This is a genomic window from Franconibacter helveticus LMG 23732 (assembly GCF_000463115.2).
Lineage (GTDB): Bacteria > Pseudomonadota > Gammaproteobacteria > Enterobacterales > Enterobacteriaceae > Franconibacter > Franconibacter helveticus.
The window spans coordinates 137,849-159,920 of record NZ_AWFX01000049.1; the positions used below are offsets into that span (position 1 = coordinate 137,849).

The following is a 22,072-nucleotide window of genomic DNA, read 5'->3' on the forward strand; positions in this document are numbered from 1 at the left end:
TATATTCTTCCCTTCATTTTTCTCCCGCCTCTTGCAATCCGCCTTCGCCGCCCTTACGATATTGTTATGTTATAACGTATCTATTGAGGCAGGCATGAAAGCGAATATTCATCCCCATTACCGCACCGTGGTCTTTCACGACACCAGCGCGAACGAGTATTTCAAAGTCGGTTCGACCATCAAAACCGAGCGCGAGATTGAGCTGGATGGCGTGACGTATCCGTATGTCACCATAGACGTTTCTTCAGCGTCGCATCCGTTCTACACCGGGCGTCAGAAAACGCTCTCTACTGAAGGCAGCGCTGCCCGCTTCCGTCAGCGCTATGCAGGCTTTATGAATGTAAAAAGAGGGTGATCCCATGCAGGTGCTGAACTCATTACGTAACGCCAAATCGCGTCATCCGGACTGCCAGATAGTCAGGCGTAAGGGAAGGCTGTATGTAATTTGTAAATCTAACCCGCGCTTTAAGGCGGTGCAGGGCAGGAAAAAACGGCGTTAAGCGAAACCCTCGCCAGCAGGCGAGGGTTTTTTACATCAACGCGCCGGCACGGGCGCGGTGGTTGATGCAGGCGCAGGCGCTGCGCCTTTATCCAGAGAATAGATATCGTAGAAAGAGAGCTCGCCTTTACGCGTAAGCATTTTGCTCAGCATCGCCTTTTGCGCTTCGCTGATGCGCGGCGAATGCTGGATTTCCTCAATCAGAGAAGCCGGCACAAAGCGCGTGTTATACCACTCCCCGTTATAGCAAACCCGTAAATCCAGCACGTCGATATCTTCATAACGATAGCGCGGGTTCACATCGAAAAAGAAAAAGCCGTTCAGCAGAACGAAAAGCACTACCAGCAGCCAGACGGAGCCCGCCAGCGTTTCAGACTGAAGCATTACCGCGAGCGTGGCAAACCAGCCTGCGTACATGGCGACAAAAAGCCAGGGATGGTTACGGATAAAACTGATGCTAAAGCGCGGACGGTTGTCGCGCTTTTCACGGCGATTGAGTTCGTCAATTGTGGCGATAAGCAGGCGCTGTATTTCTGTCATGCAAAACCTTTCTGTTGCGTTGCGCAAGGACGAGTAGAGGTTATTTTACGCACGCGCTGAGGCGTAAAAAAGTAACAGAAGGCGTCGTAATACCTATAACAGTTGACCGCCTTACGGGTTAAAGCGTTTTGATAACGCGGGCCGGATTACCGACAGCAACGCTGTTATCAGGAATATCGTGGGTGACGACAGAGCCGGAACCAATCACCACGTTATTACCGATTGTCACGCCCGGGTTAATAATAGCCCGCCCGCCGATCCAGACGTTATCGCCAATGGTTACCGGTTTGCCAAACTCAAGACCGCTGTTGCGCTCCACCGGATCAAGAGGATGTGTGGCGGTATAAATATGAACGCCGGGCGCTAACATGCAGTTATCGCCGATATGGACCGGGCAAACATCCAGGATCACGCAGTCAAAATTGGCGTAAAACGCTTTGCCGACAACAATGTTATAGCCGTAGTCGCAGCGAAAGGGCGGCTCGAACCAGGCATCCTCGCCTTCGCCAAGCAGCTCAGCCAAAAGCTGTTTGCGCAACGCTGTCTCTTCCGGCTCGCTGTGGTTGAAGGCGTGAAGCCGCTGTCTGGCGCGCAGGCGATCGGCTTTTAATTCAGGATCCTGCGGGCGATAAAGTTCGCCTGCAATCATTTTTCTTTTTTCTTCGCTCATATTTTTATACCTGGCAAGGCCGGAAAAGATGGCATGTAAGGTAATACAAAATAATGAGAAAAAATATGGCAAACAAAAAGAGTGCTGCTATATCAGAAACAGCAACAGAGCCATGTTAATGGAGCTGGCGACCGGCGCGGTTAACCCGACCAGTGGCTCGACACTAACATGGCATCAACAACAAAAGCATAACGCCATGCAAAACGCTGGCGCAGCAGGACTAATAGAAGGTGTGCAAAACTACGATATTACAAAAAATTAACGAACAAACTTCCATACAGCGGTAGGGATTTTGTCGTAGAGCTTATTCATAGTGAGTTCTGCAAGACGATGATCAGCAGCGGAATAAAAAACCGCCAGTTCATTGTCGGATAATTCGTATTTATTCTTTTCAATAACGCGCTCGAGGGTGTCGATAGTCTGACAGCGTCGCAGTCGCATTAAATAGTCGATTTTTGTTAGTGGTTTGGTAGACATCGTTGCACCTTAAATGGCTGTAATAGTTTTAGAAAGAGAGACTCACCGGATGCGCGCGGCTGGCGTTGACGAAGCAGCGAAACAGGCGATTCCCGGATTTACGCCATTTCTGCAAGTCCTGCGCGTTAATGCCGTAATTACTGAACAGCATAAAAGTATCATCCAGATATTCATCAATTTGTTCAATCAGCACCGTGTCTTCTTCATACTTAATTTTGTAATTAAGTGCGAAGCTGGCGATATGCTCAATCAGTTCATTCAACTGTAGGTTGACCGCGGAAGTCGGGTCGTTAACCCACCCATGATTACTCTCACCCAGATTCGCGAGACAGTCATGATACAGGCTTTCACAGAGGAATTTTAGCTGGGCTATATCATGCCGCTTTGGTGAGTATTCGTCCATACGCAACCCCCTTTTTAGCGAAAATTTTTACCAGATGACGGCTGAGGGGCAGATACTTCACTTATATGAAGGCTTCGGTCTCGATTTTCAATCTACTTTAACTATAAAGCAGGCTATTGAATTTTTCCTGGCGCTATTACGAAAAATTACAATTAATCGTCACAACCTCTTACTCATATAGGCAAAGATTAATATCTGCTGTTTCTTACGGCCCTTTACGCCTCGGTTATCAACCGTGCTTAACGCTAATTAAACTGAACTCTTTTTTCTGTGAAATAGTCTCTAATACTGGCGTCTTATTTATGAGAATAATCTTAGTATTTATTGATGATGAATATTAATAACCTTAATGATAATAGGTATGTCGGAAAGAATAGACATCGGTTAAACGAGGAATAAGAAGCGTAAAAAGAAAAGGCCGCTTGCGCGGCCTTCATGATTAATGGTGCTCAACCGTATGGCTGTGCTCTATGTCTTCGCTCTTGCGGCTAAAGCGACGTCGCACGACCACAAAGAAGACCGGCACGAAGAAGATAGCCAGCACGGTAGCGGTAATCATCCCGCCCATTACACCCGTACCAACGGCGTTCTGCGCGCCAGAGCCTGCCCCGGAGCTGATAACCAGCGGCATTACCCCAAGGATAAACGCCAGCGAGGTCATCAGAATCGGACGCAGACGCATACGCACCGCCTCAAGCGTCGCTTCTATCAGACCTTTGCCTTCTTTCTCCATCAGATCCTTGGCGAACTCCACGATAAGAATGGCGTTCTTCGCCGACAGACCGATAGTGGTCAACAGGCCCACCTGGAAGTAAACGTCGTTATTGAGGCCACGCAGCGACGCAGCGAGCAGCGCGCCGATAACCCCCAACGGAACCACCAGCATAACCGAGAACGGAATCGACCAGCTCTCATAGAGCGCGGCGAGACACAGGAAGACCACGATAAGCGAGATAGCATACAGGGCAGGGGCCTGGTTGCCGGAGAGGCGTTCCTGATAGGACATGCCCGTCCAGTCATAGCCAATGCCGGTCGGCAGCTTCGACGCCAGCTCTTCCATCATAGCCATGGCTTCACCGGTACTCTTGCCTGGCACCGCCTGACCCTGGATTTCCATGGCTGGCAGACCGTTATAACGCTCCAGACGCGGCGAGCCATATTCCCAGCGAGTAGTCGAGAAGGCGGAGAAAGGCACCATCTGGCCGTCAGCGCCGCGGACAAACCAGCTGTTGATATCGCTCGGCAGCATGCGGTACTGGGCTTCAGACATAACGTAAACCTTCTTCACGCGACCGCGGTCGATAAAGTCGTTTACGTAGCTGCCGCCCCACGCCGCACCCAGCGTTGTGTTGATATCGCTGATAGAGACGCCCAGCGCCTGAGCTTTTTCCTGGTCGATATCGATTTTGAACTGCGGCGTATCTTCCAGACCATTCGGGCGCACCTGGGTCAGCAGGTCAGGGTGTTGAGCCGCTTCGCCAAGCAGCTGGTTACGCGCCTGGGTCAGCTTCTCGTGGCCAAGGTTCGCCTGGTCGATAAGCTCGAAGTCGAAGCCGGTAGCCGTACCCAGCTCTACAATCGCCGGCAGGTTAAAGGCGAACACCATCGCGTCTTTAATCTGCGAGAAACGGCCCATCGCACGACCAGTAATTGCCTCAACTTTATTCTCATCGCCTGGGCGCTCGTCCCAGTTTTTCAGCGACACGAAGGCAATACCGGTGTTCTGACCACGACCAGAGAAGCCAAAGCCGTTAACGGTAAAGACAGAGTTAACGTTCGCTTTCTCTTTGGTCAGGTAGTAGTCGGTAACCTCATCGAGCACTTTCTGAGTACGCTCTTGCGTAGCGCCCGCAGGCAACTGGGCCATGGTCAGGAACACGCCCTGGTCTTCATCCGGCAGGAACGAACTTGGCAGACGCACAAACAGGTAGGCCATGCCGATAACGATGATCAGATAAAGCAGCAGATAACGACCAGTGCTGCGCAGGATATTGCCTACGCTGTCGGTGTAATGGTGCGTGCTCTTATCGAACATGCGGTTAAACCAGCCGAAGAAGCCTTTCTTCTCTTCGCCATGATCGCCTTTAGCGACAGGCTTCAGCAGGGTGGCGCAGAGCGCAGGCGTCAGGATCAACGCCACCAGCACTGACAACACCATGGCCGAAACGATGGTAATAGAGAACTGGCGGTAGATAGCGCCGGTGGAGCCACCGAAGAAAGCCATCGGGATAAATACCGCGGAGAGCACCAGCGCAATACCTACCAGCGCGCCCTGGATCTGGCCCATGGATTTACGCGTCGCCTCTTTGGGCGGCAGACCTTCTTCCACCATAACGCGTTCGACGTTCTCCACCACGACGATGGCGTCATCCACCAACAGACCGATAGCGAGCACCATACCGAACATGGTAAGGGTGTTTATCGAGTAACCAAACGCGGCGAGAATGGCGAACGTACCCAGCAAGACTACCGGCACGGCGATGGTTGGAATCAGCGTCGCGCGGAAGTTTTGCAGGAACAGGTACATCACCAGGAACACCAGGACGATAGCTTCAATCAGCGTTTTAACCACTTCGTTGATTGAAATTTTCACGAACGGCGTGGTGTCGTACGGGTAAACCACTTTCAGGCCGGCCGGGAAGTAAGGCTCAAGCTCGGCGATAGTCGAACGCACGGCTTCCGCCGTATCCAGCGCGTTCGCGCCGGTAGCGAGCTTAATGCCGAGGCCTGATGCAGGCTGACCATTAAACTTCGCGATAACGTCGTAGTTTTCGCCGCCCAGCTCTACTTTAGCCACGTCGCGCAGACGTACCTGCGAGCCATCCTGATTCACTTTCAGCAGGATTTTGCTGAACTCATCTGCGGATGTCAGACGGGTTTGCGCGATGATCGAGGCGTTAAGCTGCTGGCCTTTTACCGGCGGCGCGCCGCCAAGCTGACCCGCCGCGACCTGGGCGTTTTGCGCTTTAATGGCGTTGATAACGTCAACCGGCGTCAACTGGAAGTTATTCAGCTTGTTCGGATCAAGCCAGATACGCATGGCGTATTGCGAGCCGAAAAGCTGCACGTCGCCCACGCCGGTGGTACGGCTGATGGGGTCTTTGATAGTCGCGCCGACATAGTCTGCGATATCTTCCTGCGTCATCGACCCGTCGGTGCTGATCATGCCCAACACCATCAGGAAGCTGCTGGAAGATTTCTCAACGCTTACGCCCTGTTGCTGTACTTCCTGCGGCAGCAGCGGCATGGCGAGTTGCAGTTTGTTCTGCACCTGCACCTGCGCGATATCTGCGTCAGTACCGGATTCAAACGTCAGGGTTATCTGGACGGTACCCGAGGAGTCGCTGGTGGAGGACATGTACATCAGGCCATCGATACCGTTCATGTTCTGTTCGATAACCTGTGTGACGGTATCCTGCACCGTTTTCGCGTCCGCGCCCGGGTAGGTGGCGTTAATCGTCACGGCTGGCGGCGCAATAGAAGGATATTGCGCGATGGGCAGGTTCATAATGGACAATGCCCCCGCCAGCATGATGATAATGGCGATCACCCACGCAAAGATGGGGCGATCGATAAAAAACTTAGCCATGTCTTAACGGCTCCTGTTTAAGTTAAGACTTCGGTTGCTCAGACTGACCGCCTGCGTTGGCGGCTTCGCCGGAGCCAGCTTGTTGCTGGTTCTGCTGTTGATTCTGTTGCTGTTGCTGGTTTTCCTGGTTAGCCGTGACTTCCTGCGCTTTTACCTGCGCGCCTGGACGCACTTTCTGCAAGCCAGTGATGATAACGCGGTCGCCCGCTTTAACGCCGTCGGTCACCAGCCACTTGTCGCCGATAGCCTGAGAGGCGGTCACGGGACGCACTTCCACTTTATCGCCGGCGCCGACCACCATGACTGTCGCGTCGCCGCGCGGCGTACGGGCTACGCCCTGTTGCGGCACCAGAATGGCGTTCGGGTTAACCCCTTCTTCCAGACGGGCGCGGACGAACATGCCCGGCAGCAGCGTGCGGTCAGGGTTCGGGAAAATCGCGCGCAACGTAATAGAACCGGTGGTCTGGTCTACCGTCACATCCGAAAACTCCAGCGTGCCCTGCTGCGGGAATTTCTGGCCGTCCTGCGTCAGCAGTTCAACTTTCGCTTTACCGTTTTCCTGTTGCAGCTTGCCGTTAGCCAGCTCCTGTTTCAGGCGCAGGAAATCGTTGCTTGACTGCGTAACGTCAACATAGATCGGGTCAAGCTGCTGCACGGTGGCCAGCGCGGTCGTCTGACCGTTCTGCACCAGCGCCCCTTCCGTGACGTTGGATTTACCAATGCGCCCGCTGATAGGCGAGGTCACTTTGGTATAAGCGAGGTTGATGCGCGCGGTTTCTACAGCGGCTTTCGCGGCCACGACAGCGGCATTCGCCTGCTGGGCTTCCGCCTGCGCGTTGTCGAAATCTTGTTGGCTGATGTACTTCGTGCCGATCAGGCGCTGATAGCGTTTTAACGTCACCTGGGCAATGTTGGCGGCAGCCTGCGCTCGCGCCAGATCGCCCTTCGCGCTCTCGTAAGTCGCCTGATAAGTGGCGGGATCAATCTGATAAAGCGAGACACCCGCTTCGATATCGCTGCCTTCCGTAAAGTTACGCTTCAGAATAATGCCGCTTACCTGAGGGCGAACTTCCGCTACGCGGTATGCGCTGGTGCGCCCCGGTAAATCGGTGGTGATTTGTAGAGGTTCGCTTTTCAGCGTGACAACACCAACCTCCGGCGCTTGAGGCGCTTGCTGCTGTTCCTGCTTATCGTCACATCCTGTAAGCGCCAGGCCGCCTGAGAGCATCAGAACGATTGCCAGAGGCGTGAGCCCTCTGTTTTTGTTCATATCAAAACCTCGAGTGTCCGATTCCAAAAATTGATCAATGGATCAAAAGTCTATAAACCCATTGCTGCGTTTATATTATCGTCGTGCTATGGTACATACATTCATAAATGTATGTAAATCTGACTCCTCTATTTTCACCGACTCATGGCACGAAAAACCAAACAGCAGGCGCTGGCGACGCGACAACACATTCTGGACGTAGCTTTAAAGTTGTTTTCGCAACGGGGTGTTTCGGCTACTTCGCTTGCCGATATCGCGCAAGCCGCGGGGGTTACGCGTGGTGCTATTTACTGGCATTTCAAAAACAAGTCGGATTTATTCAGCGAGATCTGGGAATTATCAGAAGCCAGTATTGCCGATCTTGAAAATGAGTATCGGGCAAAATTTCCCGACGATCCACTCTCAGTGTTGAGAGAAATATTGGTCCACATACTCGAAGCGACAGCAGGCGAGGAGCGGCGTCGTTTGATGATGGAAATTATTTACCATAAATGTGAGTTTGTCGGCGAAATGGCGGTAGCGCAACAGGCGCACCGAAATCTTTGCCTTGAAAGCAACGAACGCATCGAGCAAAGCTTGCAGCATTGCGTGCAGGCAGGCTTATTACCGGAAAATTTATTGATTCGCCGCGCCGCTATTCTCATGCGCAGCTACATTTCCGGGTTAATGGAAAACTGGCTTTTCGCACCAGAACTGTTTGATTTGCAAAGCGAAGCGCGAACCTTTGTGGCGATACTTCTCGAAATGTACCACTACTGCCCAACGCTGCGCGCGAACTAGCAGGTTGGATTTCTCCTGGAGGCTCAGCGCTTCGCTATTCCGGGGACAGAAGGCGTGATATTCTCTGCGCCACGCAGGCGGCTGCGAAACCCTTTCGCGGCCCGTAATGACACTCTCAACGATTATGCAGCTCAACACCTCTTTGCGGAACACGGTTTCCGTTATTTTTCTCGCCATCATTATGATGTTCGGCACGCTGTTGCCCGCTTCCTCTTTTGCACAGACGCCAGGCGAAATTCCTGCGCGTGCGGAAGTTCAGGCGCAGCTGGACGCGCTCGGTAAGCAAAAAAACCTGTCTGCGCAGGATAAACTCACGCAGCAGGATTTGACCCAAACGCTGGAAACGCTCGATAAAATCGAGCGCGTAAAACAAGAAACCGTACAACTCCGCCAGCAGGTGGCGCAGGCGCCCGAAAAAATGCGCCAGGCGACGGAAAGCCTCAACGCCCTGAGCAACCAGGAGAGCGATGAAGCGACCCGCCAGATGCTTAACGCGCTTTCTCTGCGCGGCCTGGAAACGCGTGTCAGCGCGGTGCTGGACGATTTGCAGTCCGCACAGGCGGATCTCTCTACCTTCAATAGCCAGCTGGTTTCCCTGCAAACCCAGCCGGAGCGGGTGCAGAATGCCATGTACGCCGCGTCTCAACAGCTTCAACAGCTTCGCAACCGTCTGAACGGCACGGCGCCGGGCGAAGAGGCGCTACGCACTTCCCAACAGGCGTTGCTGCTGGCTCAGCAGGCGTTGCTGAATGCGCAGATCGAACAGCAACGTAAAAGCCTTGAAGGCAACACCACATTACAGGATTCGCTGCAAAAACAGCGCGACTACACCACCGCGCATATTAATCGTCTTGAGCATCAGCTCCAGCTGTTGCAGGAGGCGGTAAACAGCAAGCGGTTAACTATTACCGAGAAAACCGCGCAGGAAGCGGTGACGCCGGAAGACGCCAGCCGTATTCAGAACAACCCGCTGGTGAAGCAGGAGCTGGACGTTAACCATCAGCTCAGCCAGCGTCTTATTACCGCCACTCAGAGCGGCAATGAGCTGGTGCAGCAGAATATCCGCGTTAAAAACTGGCTCGACCGGGCGTTACAGTCTGAGCGAACCCTGAAAGAGCAGATTTCGGTTCTCAAAGGCAGCCTGCTGCTTTCGCGTATCCTTTATCAGCAGCAGCAAACGCTGCCTTCGGCCGATGAACTGGAGGACATGACCAACCGCATCGCGGACCTGCGTCTTGAACAGTTTGAAGTCAACCAGCAGCGCGACGCGCTCTTCCAGAACGAGGCGTTCGTCAGCAAGCTGGAAGAAGGCCATACCGACGAAGTAAACGACGACGTGCACGACGCGCTGTTGCAGGTTGTGGATATGCGCCGCGAGTTGCTCGACCAGCTCAACAAGCAGCTGGGCAACCAGCTGATGATGGCCATTAACCTGCAAATCAATCAGCAGCAGTTAATGAGCGTCAGCACCAACCTGCAAAAGATACTGACTCAGCAGATCTTTTGGGTTAACAGTAACCGCCCGATGGACTGGGAGTGGATAAAAGCGTTTCCGACAGCGCTGCACGATCAGATCAAAGGGATGAAAATCACCTTCAACTGGGAAAAAGCCTGGCCGGCGATGGTGAAAGCGTTTCTCGCCGGGCTGCCGCTGTTGCTTATCGCCGGGTTGATTCGCTGGCGCTTTAGCTGGCTGCGTCAGTATCTGGCGAAGCTTGCCGGTGAAGTAGGGCAATTGCGCAACGACAGCCAGTTGCACACGCCAAAGGCGATCCTCATCAACCTTGTCCGCGCGCTGCCGGTCTGCCTGATTATCCTCGCGGTGGGCTTGATCCTCTACGTGATGCAGCTCAACATCAGCGACCTGCTGTGGGCGTTTAGTAAAGAGCTGGCGCTGTTCTGGCTGGTGTTCGGCCTCTGCTGGAGAGTGCTGGAGAAAGAAGGCATGGCGGTAAGCCATTTCGCGATGCCCTCTGCGCTCACCAGCCACTGGCGTCGCCAGATTGTGCGCGTAAGCCTCGCGCTGCTGCCGCTGCTCTTCTGGTCTGTCGTCGCGCAACTGTCGCCGCTGCATCTGATGGATGACGTGCTCGGTCAGTTCATGATCTTCTTAAACCTGCTGCTTATCGCCGCGCTGGTGTGGCCGATGTGCCGGGAAAGCTGGCGCGATAAAGAGTCGCATACCATGCGTCTGGTCACGGTAACCGTGCTCTCCATCGTGCCGGTGGCGCTGCTGGTGCTTACTGTAACCGGGTACTTCTACACGACGCTGCGCCTTGCCGGTCGCTGGATTGAGACCGTTTATCTGGTGATCATCTGGAACCTGCTTTACCAGACCGTACTGCGCGGCCTGAGCGTGGCGGCGCGTCGTATCGCCTACCGCCGCGCGCTGGCGCGTCGGCAAAACCTGGTGAAAGAGGGCGCGGAAGGGGCGGAGCCGGTAGAAGAAACGTCGCTTGCGCTGGATCAGGTGAACCAGCAGACGCTGCGCATCACCATGTTAGTGATGTTCGCGCTGTTTGGTCTTGTGTTCTGGGCTATCTGGTCTGATTTAATCACCGTTTTCGCCTATCTCGACAGCATTGTACTCTGGCATTACAACGGCACTGAAGCCGGGGCGGCGGTAACGAAAAACGTGACCATGGGCAGCATCCTGTTTGCGCTGGTGGCTTTCACCGTCGCCTGGGCGCTCATTCGCAACCTGCCGGGCCTGCTGGAAGTGTTGGTGCTCTCGCGCCTGAAAATGCGTCAGGGGGCGTCCTACGCCATCACCACTATCCTCAATTACGTGATTATCGCCGCAGGGGCGATGACCGTATTCGGCTCGCTCGGCGTCTCCTGGGATAAATTACAGTGGCTGGCGGCGGCGCTGTCGGTGGGTCTGGGCTTCGGCTTGCAGGAAATCTTCGGTAACTTTGTTTCCGGTCTGATTATCCTGTTTGAACGTCCGGTGCGCATTGGCGATACGGTGACCATCGGCACATTCTCGGGAACCGTCAGCAAAATCCGTATTCGCGCCACCACCATTACCGATTTTGACCGTAAAGAGGTGATCATCCCTAACAAGGCGTTTGTTACAGAGCGTCTGATTAACTGGTCGCTGACCGATACAATCACGCGTGTGGTGATCCGCCTTGGCGTGGCGTATGGCTCGGATCTGGATAAAGTGAAGGCTATCCTGCTACAGGCGGCGATGGAACATCCGAAAGTGATGCACGATCCGGAACCTGCCGTTTTCTTTACGCTTTTTGGCCCGAGCACGCTGGATCATGAGCTGCGTCTGTATGTGCGCGAATTGCGCGATCGCAGCTATACGGTGGATGAGCTTAACCGCACTATCGACCGGCTGTGTCGCGAAAACGGTATCAATATCGCGTTCAATCAGCTTGAAGTTCACCTGCATAATAAAAAGGGCGAGCAGCATACTGAAGTGAAGCGTGGTTTAGGCAAAGAGGCGGGCGACGACAAGCGTCTTGCCGGATAAACGTAAAAGGGCGGCTCAGGCCGCCTTTTTCATGCCTGTTCCCGCTCTTCGCGGGCCTTGCGTAAATAATCCTGACGCACCATCTCCAGCGCCGCCAGCACGGTTTGCGCCGGGATCTGATGGTTTTCCAGCAGCATAATCAAATCGACGGCGAGTTTAACTTCGTCGGGGGCTTGCTCAAGCGACATCGCGGTCTCCTCTTTTATTCATCCTTTAAGCTTTAGCGCGTCATGCGAGAAAGCGCATTCTCAATTTTCATCAGCGCGGCGCGACAGCGTTCAAGACGCCCGTTCAGCGCTTCAACCTCCCGCTGCAAACGCTGCTGACCGTTTAAGGTGGTTTCCTGCGCCAGCCGCTGCTCGCGCTCGTTTTTCATCATCATCAGCCGCCGTTCATAATCCTGATGCTGCAACAGCCGCGCATTCATGCGGCCTGCGGCGAGATGGGCGCTGTCGTAGCGGCGAAGCGGCCAGGTCGCCGCCTCACGTTGTAACGCGGCTATCTGTTCGGCCAGACGCTGTGCAAGCCATGCGACCTGCTCGGTATGATTTTGCGCCACGCAGGCCTCAAGCTGAGCGAGATTGATTTTAATCTCGGCAAGATAATCGCCAATGCGGGTGGTGCGCGCGCGAAAAAGCTGGCGATCAAATCGGGGACTGAGCGTTTGATGAGGCGCCAGCGGGGCGAGCAGGGCGGCAAGTTGCGCCACATGCGCCTGTAACGATTGTAATAATAGGGCGGTTTTCATTCTCATCTCCGCAAAGCCCGGGGCGAGCTGTGCTACAGTAACGCTCTTCTTGATGTGGGAAGGCTTATGCAAAGGACCATTTTACTCATCATCGGCTGGCTGGCGGTAGCCCTGGCCACACTCGGCGTCGTGCTGCCTTTGCTGCCCACTACGCCCTTTTTATTGCTGGCCGCCTGGTGCTTTGCCCGCTCCTCCCCGACGTTTCACCACTGGTTGCTTTACCGTTCGTGGTTTGGCGGCTATCTGCGTTTCTGGCAACAGCACCGCGCTATGCCGCGAGGCGCGAAGCCGCGCGCCGTTGCGTTTATTCTGGCGACCTTTGCCATTTCGCTCTGGGTGGTGAATATTTTTTGGGTGCGCATGCTGCTGCTTTGCATTCTAAGCGGACTGCTGATTTTTATGTGGCGCATTCCGGTTGTTGATGAAAAGCAACAAAAGCCCTGAAGCGTCATTGCAGTTGTTGCAATTGCGGCGCGCAGCCAGTAAATTCGACCGTTTTCGAGTACAGGCGCGAGTGGTTAAAGGCTGAACGATCTGCCCTTTTCGCATTATTCGCCCTGTGAGTAATACCGTTTTTATCAGGCAACTATCCATGACCGCGACTGCGCAGCAGCTTGAATACCTTAAGAACAGCATCAAAAGCATTCAGGATTATCCCAAACCGGGCATCCTGTTTCGTGACGTAACCAGCCTGCTGGAAGATCCGAAAGCCTACGCCCTGAGCATTGAATTGCTGGTAGCGCGTTATAAGAACGCTGGCATCACTAAAGTGGTCGGCACCGAAGCGCGTGGTTTTCTCTTCGGCGCGCCTGTGGCGCTGGCCCTTGGCGTAGGTTTCGTCCCGGTGCGCAAGCCGCGTAAACTGCCGCGTGAAACCATCGCTGAAAGCTACGAGCTGGAATACGGCACCGATCAGCTGGAAATTCATGTCGACGCCATTAAACCGGGCGACAAAGTACTGGTCGTCGATGATCTGCTCGCTACCGGCGGCACCATCGAGGCGACCGTGAAGCTTATCCGTCGTCTGGGCGGCGAAGTGACTGACGCGGCTTTTATCATTAATCTTTTCGATATTGGCGGCGAAGCGCGTCTGAACAAACAGGGCATTACCTGCTACAGCCTTGTGCCGTTCCCTGGTCATTAATGGCAAAACGCGGGATAACGGCCGCGGCGGAAAACCTCAGCGCCTTGTCTGCGCGACAGCGATAAACGCATAAACCAGGACATGTATATCAGCCTCGCCCATCGGGTGGGGCTATGTTAGCATTACCCCTTCAAAATTCACCTTTCAGCGTTTCAGAGCCTGCCCATGAGTTATCAGGTCTTAGCCCGTAAATGGCGCCCCCAAACCTTTGCTGACGTCGTCGGTCAGGAGCACGTGTTGACTGCCCTTGCGAACGGGTTGTCGCTGGGCCGCATTCACCACGCTTACCTGTTTTCCGGCACGCGCGGCGTAGGTAAAACGTCCATCGCCCGCCTGTTGGCGAAGGGGCTGAACTGTGAAACCGGCATCACCGCCACGCCCTGCGGCGTGTGCGAAAACTGCCGCGAAATAGAACAGGGCCGCTTTGTCGATTTAATTGAAATTGACGCCGCTTCGCGCACCAAAGTAGAAGACACCCGCGATCTGCTGGATAACGTGCAGTACGCGCCAGCCCGCGGAAGGTTCAAAGTCTATCTCATTGACGAAGTGCATATGCTCTCGCGTCACAGCTTCAACGCGCTGTTGAAAACGCTGGAAGAGCCGCCTTCGCACGTTAAATTTCTGCTCGCCACCACCGACCCGCAAAAGCTGCCGGTCACCATCCTTTCCCGCTGCCTGCAATTTCATCTGCGGGCGCTGGATGTTGAGCAGATCCGCAACCAGCTCGATCACATTCTTAACGAAGAGCAGATAGCCCATGAGCCGCGCGCGCTGCAACTTCTGGCGCGGGCCGCCGACGGCAGCCTGCGCGACGCGCTGAGCCTGACCGACCAGGCTATCGCCAGCGGCGACGGGCAAGTCTCCACCCAGGCGGTGAGCGCGATGCTCGGCACGCTGGATGACGACCAGGCGTTGTCGCTGATTGAGGCGATGGCGTCTGCCGACGGCGAGCGCGTAATGGCGCTGCTGAACGACGCCGCCGCCCGCGGCGTAGAGTGGGAGTCGCTGCTGGTGGAAATGCTCGGCCTGTTGCACCGGGTGGCAATGGCGCAGCTTTCCCCTTCCGCGATCGGTAGCGATATGGCTGCCATTGAACAGCGCATGCGCGAACTCGCCCGCACCGTGCCGCCGGCCGATGTGCAGCTTTATTACCAGACGCTGCTGATTGGCCGCAAAGAGCTGCCCTGGGCGCCGGACAGGCGCATGGGTGTGGAGATGACAATGCTGCGGGCGCTGGCGTTTCATCCGCGCGCGCCGTTGCCGGAGCCGCAGGCGGAAAGCGCGCCTTCCCCGATGGTGGACTTGCCCATTATCAACGCCACGCCGGAGCCGAAACCTGCGCTGGCGCCGCGAGAAACGGCGACATCGCTGCCCGACACCACAAGCCAGGTGCTTCAGGCGCGCAGCCAGCTACAGCGCGCGCAGGGAGCGACCAAACTAAAAAAGAGTGAACCGGCAGCGCCAGGCGAAGCGCGGCCGGTAAAAACTTCCGCGCTGGAGCGTCTGGCGGCTGTGACTGAGCGCGTTCAGGCGCGCCCGGCGGCTGAAGAGACAAAACCGGCAAAAAAAGAGGCGTATCGCTGGAAAGCGCAAAACCCCACGGAGCAAGTCGCAGAGCCGGTGGCCACGCCGAAAGCGCTCAAGCGCGCGCTCGAGCACGAGAAAACGCCGGAGCTTGCGGCTAAGCTTGCCGAAGAGGCCATCGAGCGCGATGCCTGGGCGGCGGAAGTCAGCCGTTTGCAGGTGCCGAAGCTTGTGGAGCAGGTGGCGCTTAACGCCTGGAAAGAGCAGGATGGCTCAACCATTACGTTGCATTTGCGCCCAACGCAGCGCCATCTCAACTCCGCCTCTGCGCAAAAAACGCTGGCGGAGGCGCTGGGCGTGTTATACGGTGCGCCGGTTGAACTGACTATTATTGAAGATGATAATCTCGCGCAGCGCACGCCGCTGGAATGGCGCCAGGCTATCTATGAAGAGAAGCTGGCGCAGGCGCGTGAATCAATAATCGCGGATGCCAATATCCAGACGCTGCGGCGCTTTTTCGACGCAGATCTGGACGAAGAGAGCATTCGCCCCCTTTGACGGGCGGCTTTGTCGCCTGTTGTAACCCCTGGCCTCGCGTATCGGCATGGCCGATAGCGACCTGAAGCAAAGAGAGAAGCTTATGTTTGGTGGTAAAGGCGGTCTGGGCAACCTGATGAAACAGGCCCAGCAGATGCAGGAAAAAATGCAGAAGATGCAGGAAGAGATCGCGCAGCTGGAAGTGACTGGCGAATCCGGCGCGGGTCTGGTGAAGGTCACTATTAACGGCGCGCACAACTGCCGTCGCGTGGAAATCGATCCAAGCCTGCTCGAAGATGACAAAGAGATGCTCGAAGATCTGGTCGCTGCCGCTTTCAACGACGCCGCGCGCCGCATTGAAGAGACTCAGAAAGAGAAAATGGCTTCCGTCTCCTCCGGCATGCAGCTGCCGCCGGGCTTTAAGATGCCGTTCTGATGCAGACCAGTCCACTGCTGACACAGCTGATGGAAGCGCTGCGCTGCCTGCCGGGCGTCGGCCCGAAGTCAGCGCAGCGAATGGCGTTCGCGCTTTTACAGCGCGATCGCAGCGGCGGCATGCGCCTTGCGCAGGCCTTGACCCGCGCGATGTCGGAAATCGGCCACTGCGCCGACTGCCGCACCTTCACCGAGCAGGAAATCTGCAACATCTGCTCGAACCCGCGTCGTCAGGAAAACGGACAGATTTGCGTGGTGGAGAGTCCGGCGGACATCTACGCCATTGAGCAGACCGGGCAGTTCTCCGGCCGCTATTTTGTGCTGATGGGCCACCTTTCGCCGCTCGACGGCATCGGGCCGGACGATATCGGCCTTGACCGCCTTGAACAGCGTCTGGAAAGCGAACCGCTCAAAGAGGTGATCCTCGCCACCAACCCAACGGTGGAAGGAGAGGCGACAGCCAACTACATCGCCGAGCTTTGCGCCCAGTATGGCGTGGAAGCCAGCCGCATCGCTCACGGCGTGCCGGTAGGCGGCGAGCTTGAAATGGTCGATGGCACCACGCTTTCGCATTCGCTGGCGGGCCGCCACAAGATTCATTTTTAAACAAACGGGGGAGCTTTGCGTTCCCCCGCTTGAAATCCCCGCTACGCATCCCCATCTCTGCCTCACCATTCGTTGACATGTTGTCTGTATTGTTGAGGTATGAAACCCATGAAAGGACAAGAGACCCGTGGCTTTCAGTCAGAGGTAAAGCAGCTTCTGCACCTGATGATCCATTCTCTCTATTCGAACAAAGAGATTTTCCTGCGTGAACTTATCTCCAACGCCTCGGACGCCGCCGACAAGCTGCGCTTTCGCGCGTTGTCGAACCCGGATCTGTACGAGGGCGACGGTGAGCTGCGCGTGCGCGTCTCTTTTGATAAGGACCAGCGCACCCTGACTATCGCCGACAACGGCATCGGCATGACCCGCGATGAGGTGATTGACCACCTCGGCACCATCGCCAAATCCGGCACCAAAGCGTTCCTCGAATCCATGGGCTCCGACCAGGCGAAAGACAGCCAGCTTATCGGCCAGTTCGGCGTGGGCTTCTATTCCGCGTTTATCGTGGCGGACAAAGTGACCGTACGCACCCGCGCAGCGGGCGCAAGCGCTGAAGAGGCGGTGTTCTGGGAGTCTCAGGGCGAAGGCGAATACACCGTCGCCGATATTACCAAAGCCGATCGCGGCACCGAGATTACCCTGCACCTGCGCGAAGGCGAAGATGAGTTCCTGAACGACTGGCGCGTGCGCGCGATCATCAGCAAATACTCCGACCATATCGCGCTGCCGGTTGAGATTGAAACCCGCGAAGAGAAAGAGGGTGAAACCACCGTTTCCTGGGAGAAAATCAACAAAGCGCAGGCGCTGTGGACCCGCAGCAAAGGCGAAATTAAGGACGACGAGTACAAAGCGTTTTACAAGCACATCGCCCACGATTTCACCGACCCGCTGACCTGGAGCCACAACCGCGTGGAAGGCAAGCAGGAGTACACCAGCCTGCTGTATATCCCGGCGCAGGCGCCGTGGGATATGTGGAACCGCGATCATAAACACGGCCTGAAGCTTTACGTGCAGCGCGTTTTTATCATGGACGACGCCGAGCAGTTCATGCCGAACTACCTGCGCTTCGTTCGCGGCCTGATTGATTCCAACGATCTGCCGCTTAACGTCTCCCGCGAAATTCTCCAGGACAGCAGCGTCACCCGCAACCTGCGCACCGCGCTGACTAAACGCGTGTTGCAGATGCTGGAAAAACTGGCGAAAGACGACGCTGAAAAATACCAGACTTTCTGGAAACAGTTCGGCCTGGTGCTGAAAGAGGGGCCGGCGGAAGACAACGCCAACCAGCAGACCATTGCAAAACTGCTGCGCTTCGCTTCCACCCATACCGATTCCGCCGCCCAGACCGTCTCGCTGGAAGAATATGTTTCCCGCATGAAGGAAGGTCAGGAGAAAATCTATTACATCACCGCCGACAGCTACGCTGCCGCGAAAAGCAGCCCGCACCTGGAGCTGCTGCGTAAGAAAGGCATCGAAGTGCTGCTGCTTTCCGACCGCATCGATGAATGGATGATGAGCTATCTCACCGAATTTGACGGCAAAGCGTTCCAGTCTGTCGCTAAAGCAGACGAGTCGCTGGACAAGCTGGCGGACGAAGTGGATGAGAAGGCCAAAGAGGCGGAGAAAGCGCTGGAGCCGTTCGTTGAGCGCGTAAAAACGCTGCTGGGCGACCGCGTGAAAGAGGTGCGTCTGACTCACCGTCTCACCGACACGCCGGCTATCGTCACGACCGAAAATGACGAAATGAGCACCCAGATGGCGAAGCTGTTCGCCGCCGCGGGCCAGGCGGTGCCGGAAGTGAAATATCTCTTTGAACTGAACCCGGATCATCCGCTGGTGAAACGCACCGCCGACACCCAGGATGAAGCGCAGTTTAAAGAGTGGGTGGAGCTGCTGCTTGATCAGGCGCTGTTCGCCGAGCGCGGAACGCTGGAAGATCCGAACCAGTTTATCCGCCGGATGAACCAGCTGCTGGTTTCCTGATAACGCCCTGCGGGGGGTAGCGCCCCCGTATATTTACCCTCTCCCTCAGCGGAGAGGGTAAGCGTGAATGAAAAATAACCTTGCTGCCCCTGCCGTTGCCCGTCTGCCGCCTGTCTTTCTCTTTTTCTCACCTGACCCGGCGATGAAACCATTCACCAGGCCCGCCTTCCTTGTCGTGATACAGCCTTTAATGGTATGGTTTTCGCTTCAAATAACGTTGTAAAAATCCAAACGTATGGAGAATTACGCAATGCGTATTATTCTGCTCGGCGCTCCGGGCGCAGGTAAGGGGACTCAGGCACAATTCATCATGGAGAAATACGGCATTCCGCAAATCTCCACCGGTGACATGCTGCGCGCCGCGGTAAAATCTGGCTCTGAGCTCGGCAAACAGGCAAAAGACATTATGGACGCCGGTAAGCTCGTCACTGACGAACTGGTTATCGCCCTGGTAAAAGAGCGCATTGCTCAGGAAGATTGCCGCAACGGCTTCCTGCTGGACGGCTTCCCGCGCACGATCCCGCAGGCAGACGCCATGAAAGAAGCGGGCATCAACGTTGATTATGTGCTGGAGTTCGACGTGCCGGACGAACTGATCGTCGAGCGTATCATCGGTCGTCGCGTACACGCCGCTTCCGGTCGCGTTTACCACATCAAATTCAATCCGCCGAAGGTGGAAGGCAAAGACGACGTGACCGGCGAAGAGCTGACCACCCGTAAAGACGACCAGGAAGATACCGTGCGCAAGCGTCTGGTGGAATACCATGAGATGACCGCGCCGCTTATCGGTTATTACCAGAAGGAAGCGCAGGCGGGTCACACCCAATACGCGAAAGTTGACGGCACCCAGGCGGTCAGCGAAGTCCGTGCAGAGCTGGAAAAAATCCTCGGCTAATTGCGCGCCTCACCCGGCGTCCTGTCGGGTGAGAAAATTTCTCATTTCCCCTCTCGCTGCAATTGGTTCATCTTAAGCGCTTATCAGCTACAATTATCAGCCAGTTAGAATGATTAAGGTGTGGTAATGAGTCTGGAAAAAACAGGCGTACTGCTGGCGAACCTGGGGACCCCTGAAGCTCCCACGCCTGCGGCTGTGAAACGCTATCTGCGTCAGTTTCTTAGCGATAAACGCGTGGTGGATACGCCGCGCTTACTCTGGTGGCCGCTGCTGCGCGGGGTCATCCTGCCGTTGCGCTCGCCGCGCGTGGCGAAACTTTATAACTCTATCTGGATGGAAGGCGGCTCGCCGCTGATGGTTTACAGCCGTCGGCAGGAGAAAGCCCTGGCCGACGCCCTGCCGGACATGCCGGTGGCGCTGGGCATGAGTTATGGTCAGCCGTCGCTGGAAAGCGCGGTGAAAAAACTGCTCGATCAGAATGTCGACCGCATCGTGGTGCTGGCGCTCTACCCGCAATATTCCTGCTCCACCGTGGCGGCGGTCTGGGACGAACTTTCCCGCATATTCGCCCGATACCGCAAGCTGCCTTCGCTGAATTTCATCCGCGATTACGCCGACAACAGCGCCTATATCAACGCGCTGGCGGAGACGGCGCGGCGTTCTTTCGCCACTCACGGCGAGCCGGATTTGCTGCTGCTTTCCTATCACGGCATCCCGCAACGCTATGCCAATGAAGGCGACGACTATCCGCAACGCTGCCGGGACACCACGCGTGAGCTGGTCTCCGCGCTGGGTCTGCCGCCGGAAAAAGTGATGATGACCTTCCAGTCGCGCTTTGGCCGTGAACCCTGGCTTACGCCTTACACCGACGAAACGCTGAAAATGCTCGGTGAAAAAGGGGTGAAGCACATTCAGGTGATGTGTCCGGGCTTTGCGGCGGATTGTCTGGAGACGCTGGAAGAGATAGCCGTGCAAAACAAAGAGATCTTTATGCACGCAGGCGGCGAAAAGTATGAATATATTCCCGCGCTCAACGATGAGCCTTCTCACATCGCCATGATGGCGGAGCTAATCGGGCGTTATCGCTAATCGCACGCGGGCGGGGGAGTGTGCTACCATTCCCCGCCTCATTAGCCATCATTGTCCCGAGCCATGAAATTTCCCGGTAAACGCAAGTCCAAACACTACTTCCCCGTCAACGCCCGCGACCCGCTGCTGCAACAAATCCAGCCTGAAAGTGAAACCAGCGCCTCCTGGGTGGTGGGTATCGATCAGACGCTGGTGGATATCGAAGCCCGCGTCGACGACGATTTTGTCCGTCGCTACGGCCTGAGCCTCGGCCATTCGCTGGTTATCGAAGACGAAGTAGCGGAAGCCCTTTACCAGGAGCTGGTTCGCGAAAACCTGATTACCCATCAGTTTGCCGGCGGCACCATCGGCAACACGATGCATAACTACTCTGTGCTGGCGGATGACCGCTCGGTGCTGCTGGGCGTGATGTGCAACAATGTGCAGATTGGCAGTTACGCTTACCGCTATCTCTGTAACACCTCCAGCCGGACTGACCTTAACTACCTGCAAGGGGTGGACGGCGCCATTGGCCGCTGTTTTACGCTGATTAGCGAAAACGGCGAGCGCACCTTTGCTATCAGCCCCGGCCACATGAACCAGCTGCGCCCGGAAAGTATTCCCGAGTCGGTCATTGCGGGCGCTTCCGCGCTGGTGCTCACCTCATACCTGGTGCGCTGTAAACCGGGCGAACCGATGCCGGACGCCACCATGCAAGCCATCGCTTACGCGAAAAAGCATAATGTTCCCGTCGTGCTGACCCTTGGCACCAAATATGTGATTGCCGATAACCCGCAGTGGTGGCGCGACTTCCTCAAAGAGCACGTATCGATTCTTGCGATGAATGAAGAGGAAGGGGAAGCGTTAACCGGCGAGAGCGACCCGCTGCTCGCCGCCGATAAAGCGCTGGACTGGGTAGACCTGGTGCTTTGCACCGCCGGGCCGGTGGGGCTTTACATGGCGGGCTTTACGGAAGAGGAAGCGAAGCGCAAAACGCAGCATCCGCTGCTGCCGGGCGCGATTGCCGAATTTAACCAGTACGAGTTCAGCCGCGCCATGCGCTTTAAAGACTGCGAACAGCCGCTGCGTATTTTCTCCCATATCGCGCCTTATATGGGCGGGCCGGAGAAAATCATGAACACCAACGGCGCGGGCGACGGCGCGCTGGCGGCGCTGCTGCATGATATTACGGCGAATAACTATCATCGCAGCAATGTGCCGAACTCCAGCAAGCATAAATTTACCTGGCTGACCTATTCATCGCTGGCGCAGGTGTGTAAATACGCCAACCGCGTAAGCTACCAGGTGCTGAATCAGCATTCGCCGCGCTTAACCCGCGGTCTGCCGGAGCGGGAAGACAGCCTTGAAGAGGCGTACTGGGACCGTTAAAGCGCTCGCCTCTCCCCACAGGGGAGAGGAC

At 55.8% G+C, this 22,072-nt stretch carries 22 protein-coding genes and 1 other annotated feature; of the genes, 14 read left to right on the top strand and 8 right to left on the bottom strand.

Translation table 11 applies throughout. The features are described 5' to 3' along the window. Window positions 1–94: 94 nt before the first annotated feature. A complete protein-coding gene (locus DW56_RS15705; protein WP_024551962.1) occupies window positions 95–355 on the top strand; it encodes a type B 50S ribosomal protein L31 in 261 nt (86 codons plus the stop codon). Window positions 356–359: 4 nt separating this feature from the next. Continuing rightward, entirely contained in the window at window positions 360–500 is a 141-nt protein-coding gene (gene ykgO / locus DW56_RS21815; protein ID WP_049294377.1) for a type B 50S ribosomal protein L36, read from the top strand. A 35-nt stretch (window positions 501–535) separates the two neighbouring features. On the opposite strand, the gene DW56_RS15710 is transcribed toward ykgO, so the two are convergent. Both DW56_RS15710 and maa read right to left on the bottom strand, forming a co-directional pair. Beyond that, window positions 536–1,039: a YlaC family protein gene (locus DW56_RS15710; RefSeq protein ID WP_024551961.1), complete on the bottom strand. Its 504-nt coding sequence runs from the start codon at window positions 1,037–1,039 to the stop codon at window positions 536–538. Between the two features lie 118 nt (window positions 1,040–1,157). Beyond that, window positions 1,158–1,709, bottom strand: a complete 552-nt coding sequence (gene maa / locus DW56_RS15715; protein ID WP_024551960.1) for a maltose O-acetyltransferase — start codon at window positions 1,707–1,709, stop codon at window positions 1,158–1,160. A gap of 28 nt (window positions 1,710–1,737) precedes the next feature. On the opposite strand from maa, the gene DW56_RS15720 reads away from it, so the two are divergent. Further along, window positions 1,738–1,971, top strand: a complete 234-nt coding sequence (locus DW56_RS15720; RefSeq protein ID WP_024551959.1) for a hypothetical protein — start codon at window positions 1,738–1,740, stop codon at window positions 1,969–1,971. Here DW56_RS15720 and DW56_RS15725 read toward each other — a convergent pair. The 4 genes from DW56_RS15725 to acrA all read right to left on the bottom strand — a co-directional run bounded on the left by DW56_RS15725 (window position 1,968) and on the right by acrA (window position 7,448). Next, a complete protein-coding gene (locus tag DW56_RS15725) occupies window positions 1,968–2,186 on the bottom strand; it encodes an HHA domain-containing protein (RefSeq protein WP_024551958.1) in 219 nt (72 codons plus the stop codon). The two genes, DW56_RS15720 and DW56_RS15725, sit on opposite strands and share 4 nt — an antisense overlap. Window positions 2,187–2,214: 28 nt before the next feature. Further along, window positions 2,215–2,589 carry an Hha toxicity modulator TomB gene (gene tomB / locus DW56_RS15730; protein WP_024551957.1) on the bottom strand — a complete coding sequence of 125 codons (375 nt, stop codon included), beginning with the start codon at window positions 2,587–2,589 and terminating at the stop codon, window positions 2,215–2,217. 439 nt (window positions 2,590–3,028) lie between these two features. Beyond that, entirely contained in the window at window positions 3,029–6,178 is a 3,150-nt protein-coding gene (acrB, locus tag DW56_RS15735; protein ID WP_024551956.1) for a multidrug efflux RND transporter permease subunit AcrB, read from the bottom strand. 22 nt (window positions 6,179–6,200) lie between these two features. Continuing rightward, window positions 6,201–7,448 carry a multidrug efflux RND transporter periplasmic adaptor subunit AcrA gene (gene acrA, locus DW56_RS15740; RefSeq protein WP_024551955.1) on the bottom strand — a complete coding sequence of 416 codons (1,248 nt, stop codon included), beginning with the start codon at window positions 7,446–7,448 and terminating at the stop codon, window positions 6,201–6,203. A 144-nt stretch (window positions 7,449–7,592) separates the two neighbouring features. Between acrA and acrR the strand changes: the two genes are divergently transcribed. Continuing rightward, window positions 7,593–8,228 (top strand): multidrug efflux transporter transcriptional repressor AcrR, encoded by a 636-nt coding sequence (gene acrR / locus DW56_RS15745; RefSeq protein WP_024551954.1) that lies wholly within the window; start codon window positions 7,593–7,595, stop codon window positions 8,226–8,228. A gap of 106 nt (window positions 8,229–8,334) precedes the next feature. Next, the gene (gene mscK / locus DW56_RS15750) at window positions 8,335–11,712 is read left to right on the top strand and encodes a mechanosensitive channel MscK (protein WP_411431225.1); all 3,378 of its coding nucleotides are present in this window, start codon (window positions 8,335–8,337) and stop codon (window positions 11,710–11,712) included. Between the two features lie 29 nt (window positions 11,713–11,741). On the opposite strand, the gene rsmS is transcribed toward mscK, so the two are convergent. Then, window positions 11,742–11,900, bottom strand: a complete 159-nt coding sequence (rsmS, locus tag DW56_RS21820; protein ID WP_049294373.1) for a pleiotropic regulatory protein RsmS — start codon at window positions 11,898–11,900, stop codon at window positions 11,742–11,744. Window positions 11,901–11,932: 32 nt separating this feature from the next. Next, entirely contained in the window at window positions 11,933–12,460 is a 528-nt protein-coding gene (priC, locus tag DW56_RS15755) for a primosomal replication protein PriC (RefSeq protein ID WP_024551952.1), read from the bottom strand. Between the two features lie 66 nt (window positions 12,461–12,526). Here priC and DW56_RS15760 point away from each other — a divergent pair, with 66 nt between their 5' ends. From DW56_RS15760 to DW56_RS15800, 9 genes are all read left to right on the top strand, one after another. Continuing rightward, the gene (locus tag DW56_RS15760) at window positions 12,527–12,904 is read left to right on the top strand and encodes a DUF454 family protein (RefSeq protein ID WP_024551951.1); all 378 of its coding nucleotides are present in this window, start codon (window positions 12,527–12,529) and stop codon (window positions 12,902–12,904) included. A 148-nt stretch (window positions 12,905–13,052) separates the two neighbouring features. Then, a complete protein-coding gene (apt, locus tag DW56_RS15765) occupies window positions 13,053–13,604 on the top strand; it encodes an adenine phosphoribosyltransferase (RefSeq protein ID WP_024551950.1) in 552 nt (183 codons plus the stop codon). 165 nt (window positions 13,605–13,769) lie between these two features. Further along, window positions 13,770–15,686, top strand: coding sequence for a DNA polymerase III subunit gamma/tau (gene dnaX, locus DW56_RS15770; RefSeq protein ID WP_024551949.1), 1,917 nt, complete (start codon window positions 13,770–13,772; stop codon window positions 15,684–15,686). Then, window positions 15,025–15,089 (top strand) — a sequence feature (DnaX frameshifting element). (Overlaps the previous gene by 65 nt.) A gap of 82 nt (window positions 15,687–15,768) precedes the next feature. Beyond that, window positions 15,769–16,101, top strand: a complete 333-nt coding sequence (locus tag DW56_RS15775) for a YbaB/EbfC family nucleoid-associated protein (protein WP_004386900.1) — start codon at window positions 15,769–15,771, stop codon at window positions 16,099–16,101. After that, the gene (recR, locus tag DW56_RS15780) at window positions 16,101–16,706 is read left to right on the top strand and encodes a recombination mediator RecR (protein WP_024551948.1); all 606 of its coding nucleotides are present in this window, start codon (window positions 16,101–16,103) and stop codon (window positions 16,704–16,706) included. The genes DW56_RS15775 and recR overlap by 1 nt, the downstream gene beginning before the upstream one ends. A 108-nt stretch (window positions 16,707–16,814) precedes the next feature. Further along, window positions 16,815–18,689 carry a molecular chaperone HtpG gene (gene htpG / locus DW56_RS15785; protein ID WP_024551947.1) on the top strand — a complete coding sequence of 625 codons (1,875 nt, stop codon included), beginning with the start codon at window positions 16,815–16,817 and terminating at the stop codon, window positions 18,687–18,689. Window positions 18,690–18,939: 250 nt separating this feature from the next. Continuing rightward, complete coding sequence (adk, locus tag DW56_RS15790; protein WP_024551946.1) at window positions 18,940–19,584, top strand: adenylate kinase; 645 nt, start codon at window positions 18,940–18,942, stop codon at window positions 19,582–19,584. A gap of 126 nt (window positions 19,585–19,710) precedes the next feature. After that, complete coding sequence (hemH, locus tag DW56_RS15795; RefSeq protein ID WP_024551945.1) at window positions 19,711–20,673, top strand: ferrochelatase; 963 nt, start codon at window positions 19,711–19,713, stop codon at window positions 20,671–20,673. Between the two features lie 63 nt (window positions 20,674–20,736). Continuing rightward, the gene (locus tag DW56_RS15800; protein ID WP_024551944.1) at window positions 20,737–22,041 is read left to right on the top strand and encodes an inosine/guanosine kinase; all 1,305 of its coding nucleotides are present in this window, start codon (window positions 20,737–20,739) and stop codon (window positions 22,039–22,041) included. Window positions 22,042–22,072 lie beyond the last annotated feature (31 nt).

Bases quoted from the DNA above. Each gene is read 5' to 3' on its own strand.
- htpG (WP_024551947.1), top strand. From the start codon at position 16,815: ATGAAAGGACAAGAGACCCGTGGCTTTCAGTCAGAGGTAAAGCAGCTT.
- DW56_RS15775 (WP_004386900.1), top strand. From the start codon at position 15,769: ATGTTTGGTGGTAAAGGCGGTCTGGGCAACCTGATGAAACAGGCCCAG.
- adk (WP_024551946.1), top strand. From the start codon at position 18,940: ATGCGTATTATTCTGCTCGGCGCTCCGGGCGCAGGTAAGGGGACTCAG.
- acrB (WP_024551956.1), bottom strand. From the start codon at position 6,178: ATGGCTAAGTTTTTTATCGATCGCCCCATCTTTGCGTGGGTGATCGCC.
- ykgO (WP_049294377.1), top strand. From the start codon at position 360: ATGCAGGTGCTGAACTCATTACGTAACGCCAAATCGCGTCATCCGGAC.
- mscK (WP_411431225.1), top strand. From the start codon at position 8,335: ATGACACTCTCAACGATTATGCAGCTCAACACCTCTTTGCGGAACACG.
- DW56_RS15800 (WP_024551944.1), top strand. From the start codon at position 20,737: ATGAAATTTCCCGGTAAACGCAAGTCCAAACACTACTTCCCCGTCAAC.
- dnaX (WP_024551949.1), top strand. From the start codon at position 13,770: ATGAGTTATCAGGTCTTAGCCCGTAAATGGCGCCCCCAAACCTTTGCT.
- recR (WP_024551948.1), top strand. From the start codon at position 16,101: ATGCAGACCAGTCCACTGCTGACACAGCTGATGGAAGCGCTGCGCTGC.
- acrA (WP_024551955.1), bottom strand. From the start codon at position 7,448: ATGAACAAAAACAGAGGGCTCACGCCTCTGGCAATCGTTCTGATGCTC.
- acrR (WP_024551954.1), top strand. From the start codon at position 7,593: ATGGCACGAAAAACCAAACAGCAGGCGCTGGCGACGCGACAACACATT.
- DW56_RS15705 (WP_024551962.1), top strand. From the start codon at position 95: ATGAAAGCGAATATTCATCCCCATTACCGCACCGTGGTCTTTCACGAC.
- priC (WP_024551952.1), bottom strand. From the start codon at position 12,460: ATGAAAACCGCCCTATTATTACAATCGTTACAGGCGCATGTGGCGCAA.
- rsmS (WP_049294373.1), bottom strand. From the start codon at position 11,900: ATGTCGCTTGAGCAAGCCCCCGACGAAGTTAAACTCGCCGTCGATTTG.
- apt (WP_024551950.1), top strand. From the start codon at position 13,053: ATGACCGCGACTGCGCAGCAGCTTGAATACCTTAAGAACAGCATCAAA.
- tomB (WP_024551957.1), bottom strand. From the start codon at position 2,589: ATGGACGAATACTCACCAAAGCGGCATGATATAGCCCAGCTAAAATTC.
- DW56_RS15725 (WP_024551958.1), bottom strand. From the start codon at position 2,186: ATGTCTACCAAACCACTAACAAAAATCGACTATTTAATGCGACTGCGA.
- DW56_RS15760 (WP_024551951.1), top strand. From the start codon at position 12,527: ATGCAAAGGACCATTTTACTCATCATCGGCTGGCTGGCGGTAGCCCTG.
- DW56_RS15710 (WP_024551961.1), bottom strand. From the start codon at position 1,039: ATGACAGAAATACAGCGCCTGCTTATCGCCACAATTGACGAACTCAAT.
- maa (WP_024551960.1), bottom strand. From the start codon at position 1,709: ATGAGCGAAGAAAAAAGAAAAATGATTGCAGGCGAACTTTATCGCCCG.
- hemH (WP_024551945.1), top strand. From the start codon at position 19,711: ATGAGTCTGGAAAAAACAGGCGTACTGCTGGCGAACCTGGGGACCCCT.
- DW56_RS15720 (WP_024551959.1), top strand. From the start codon at position 1,738: ATGGCATGTAAGGTAATACAAAATAATGAGAAAAAATATGGCAAACAA.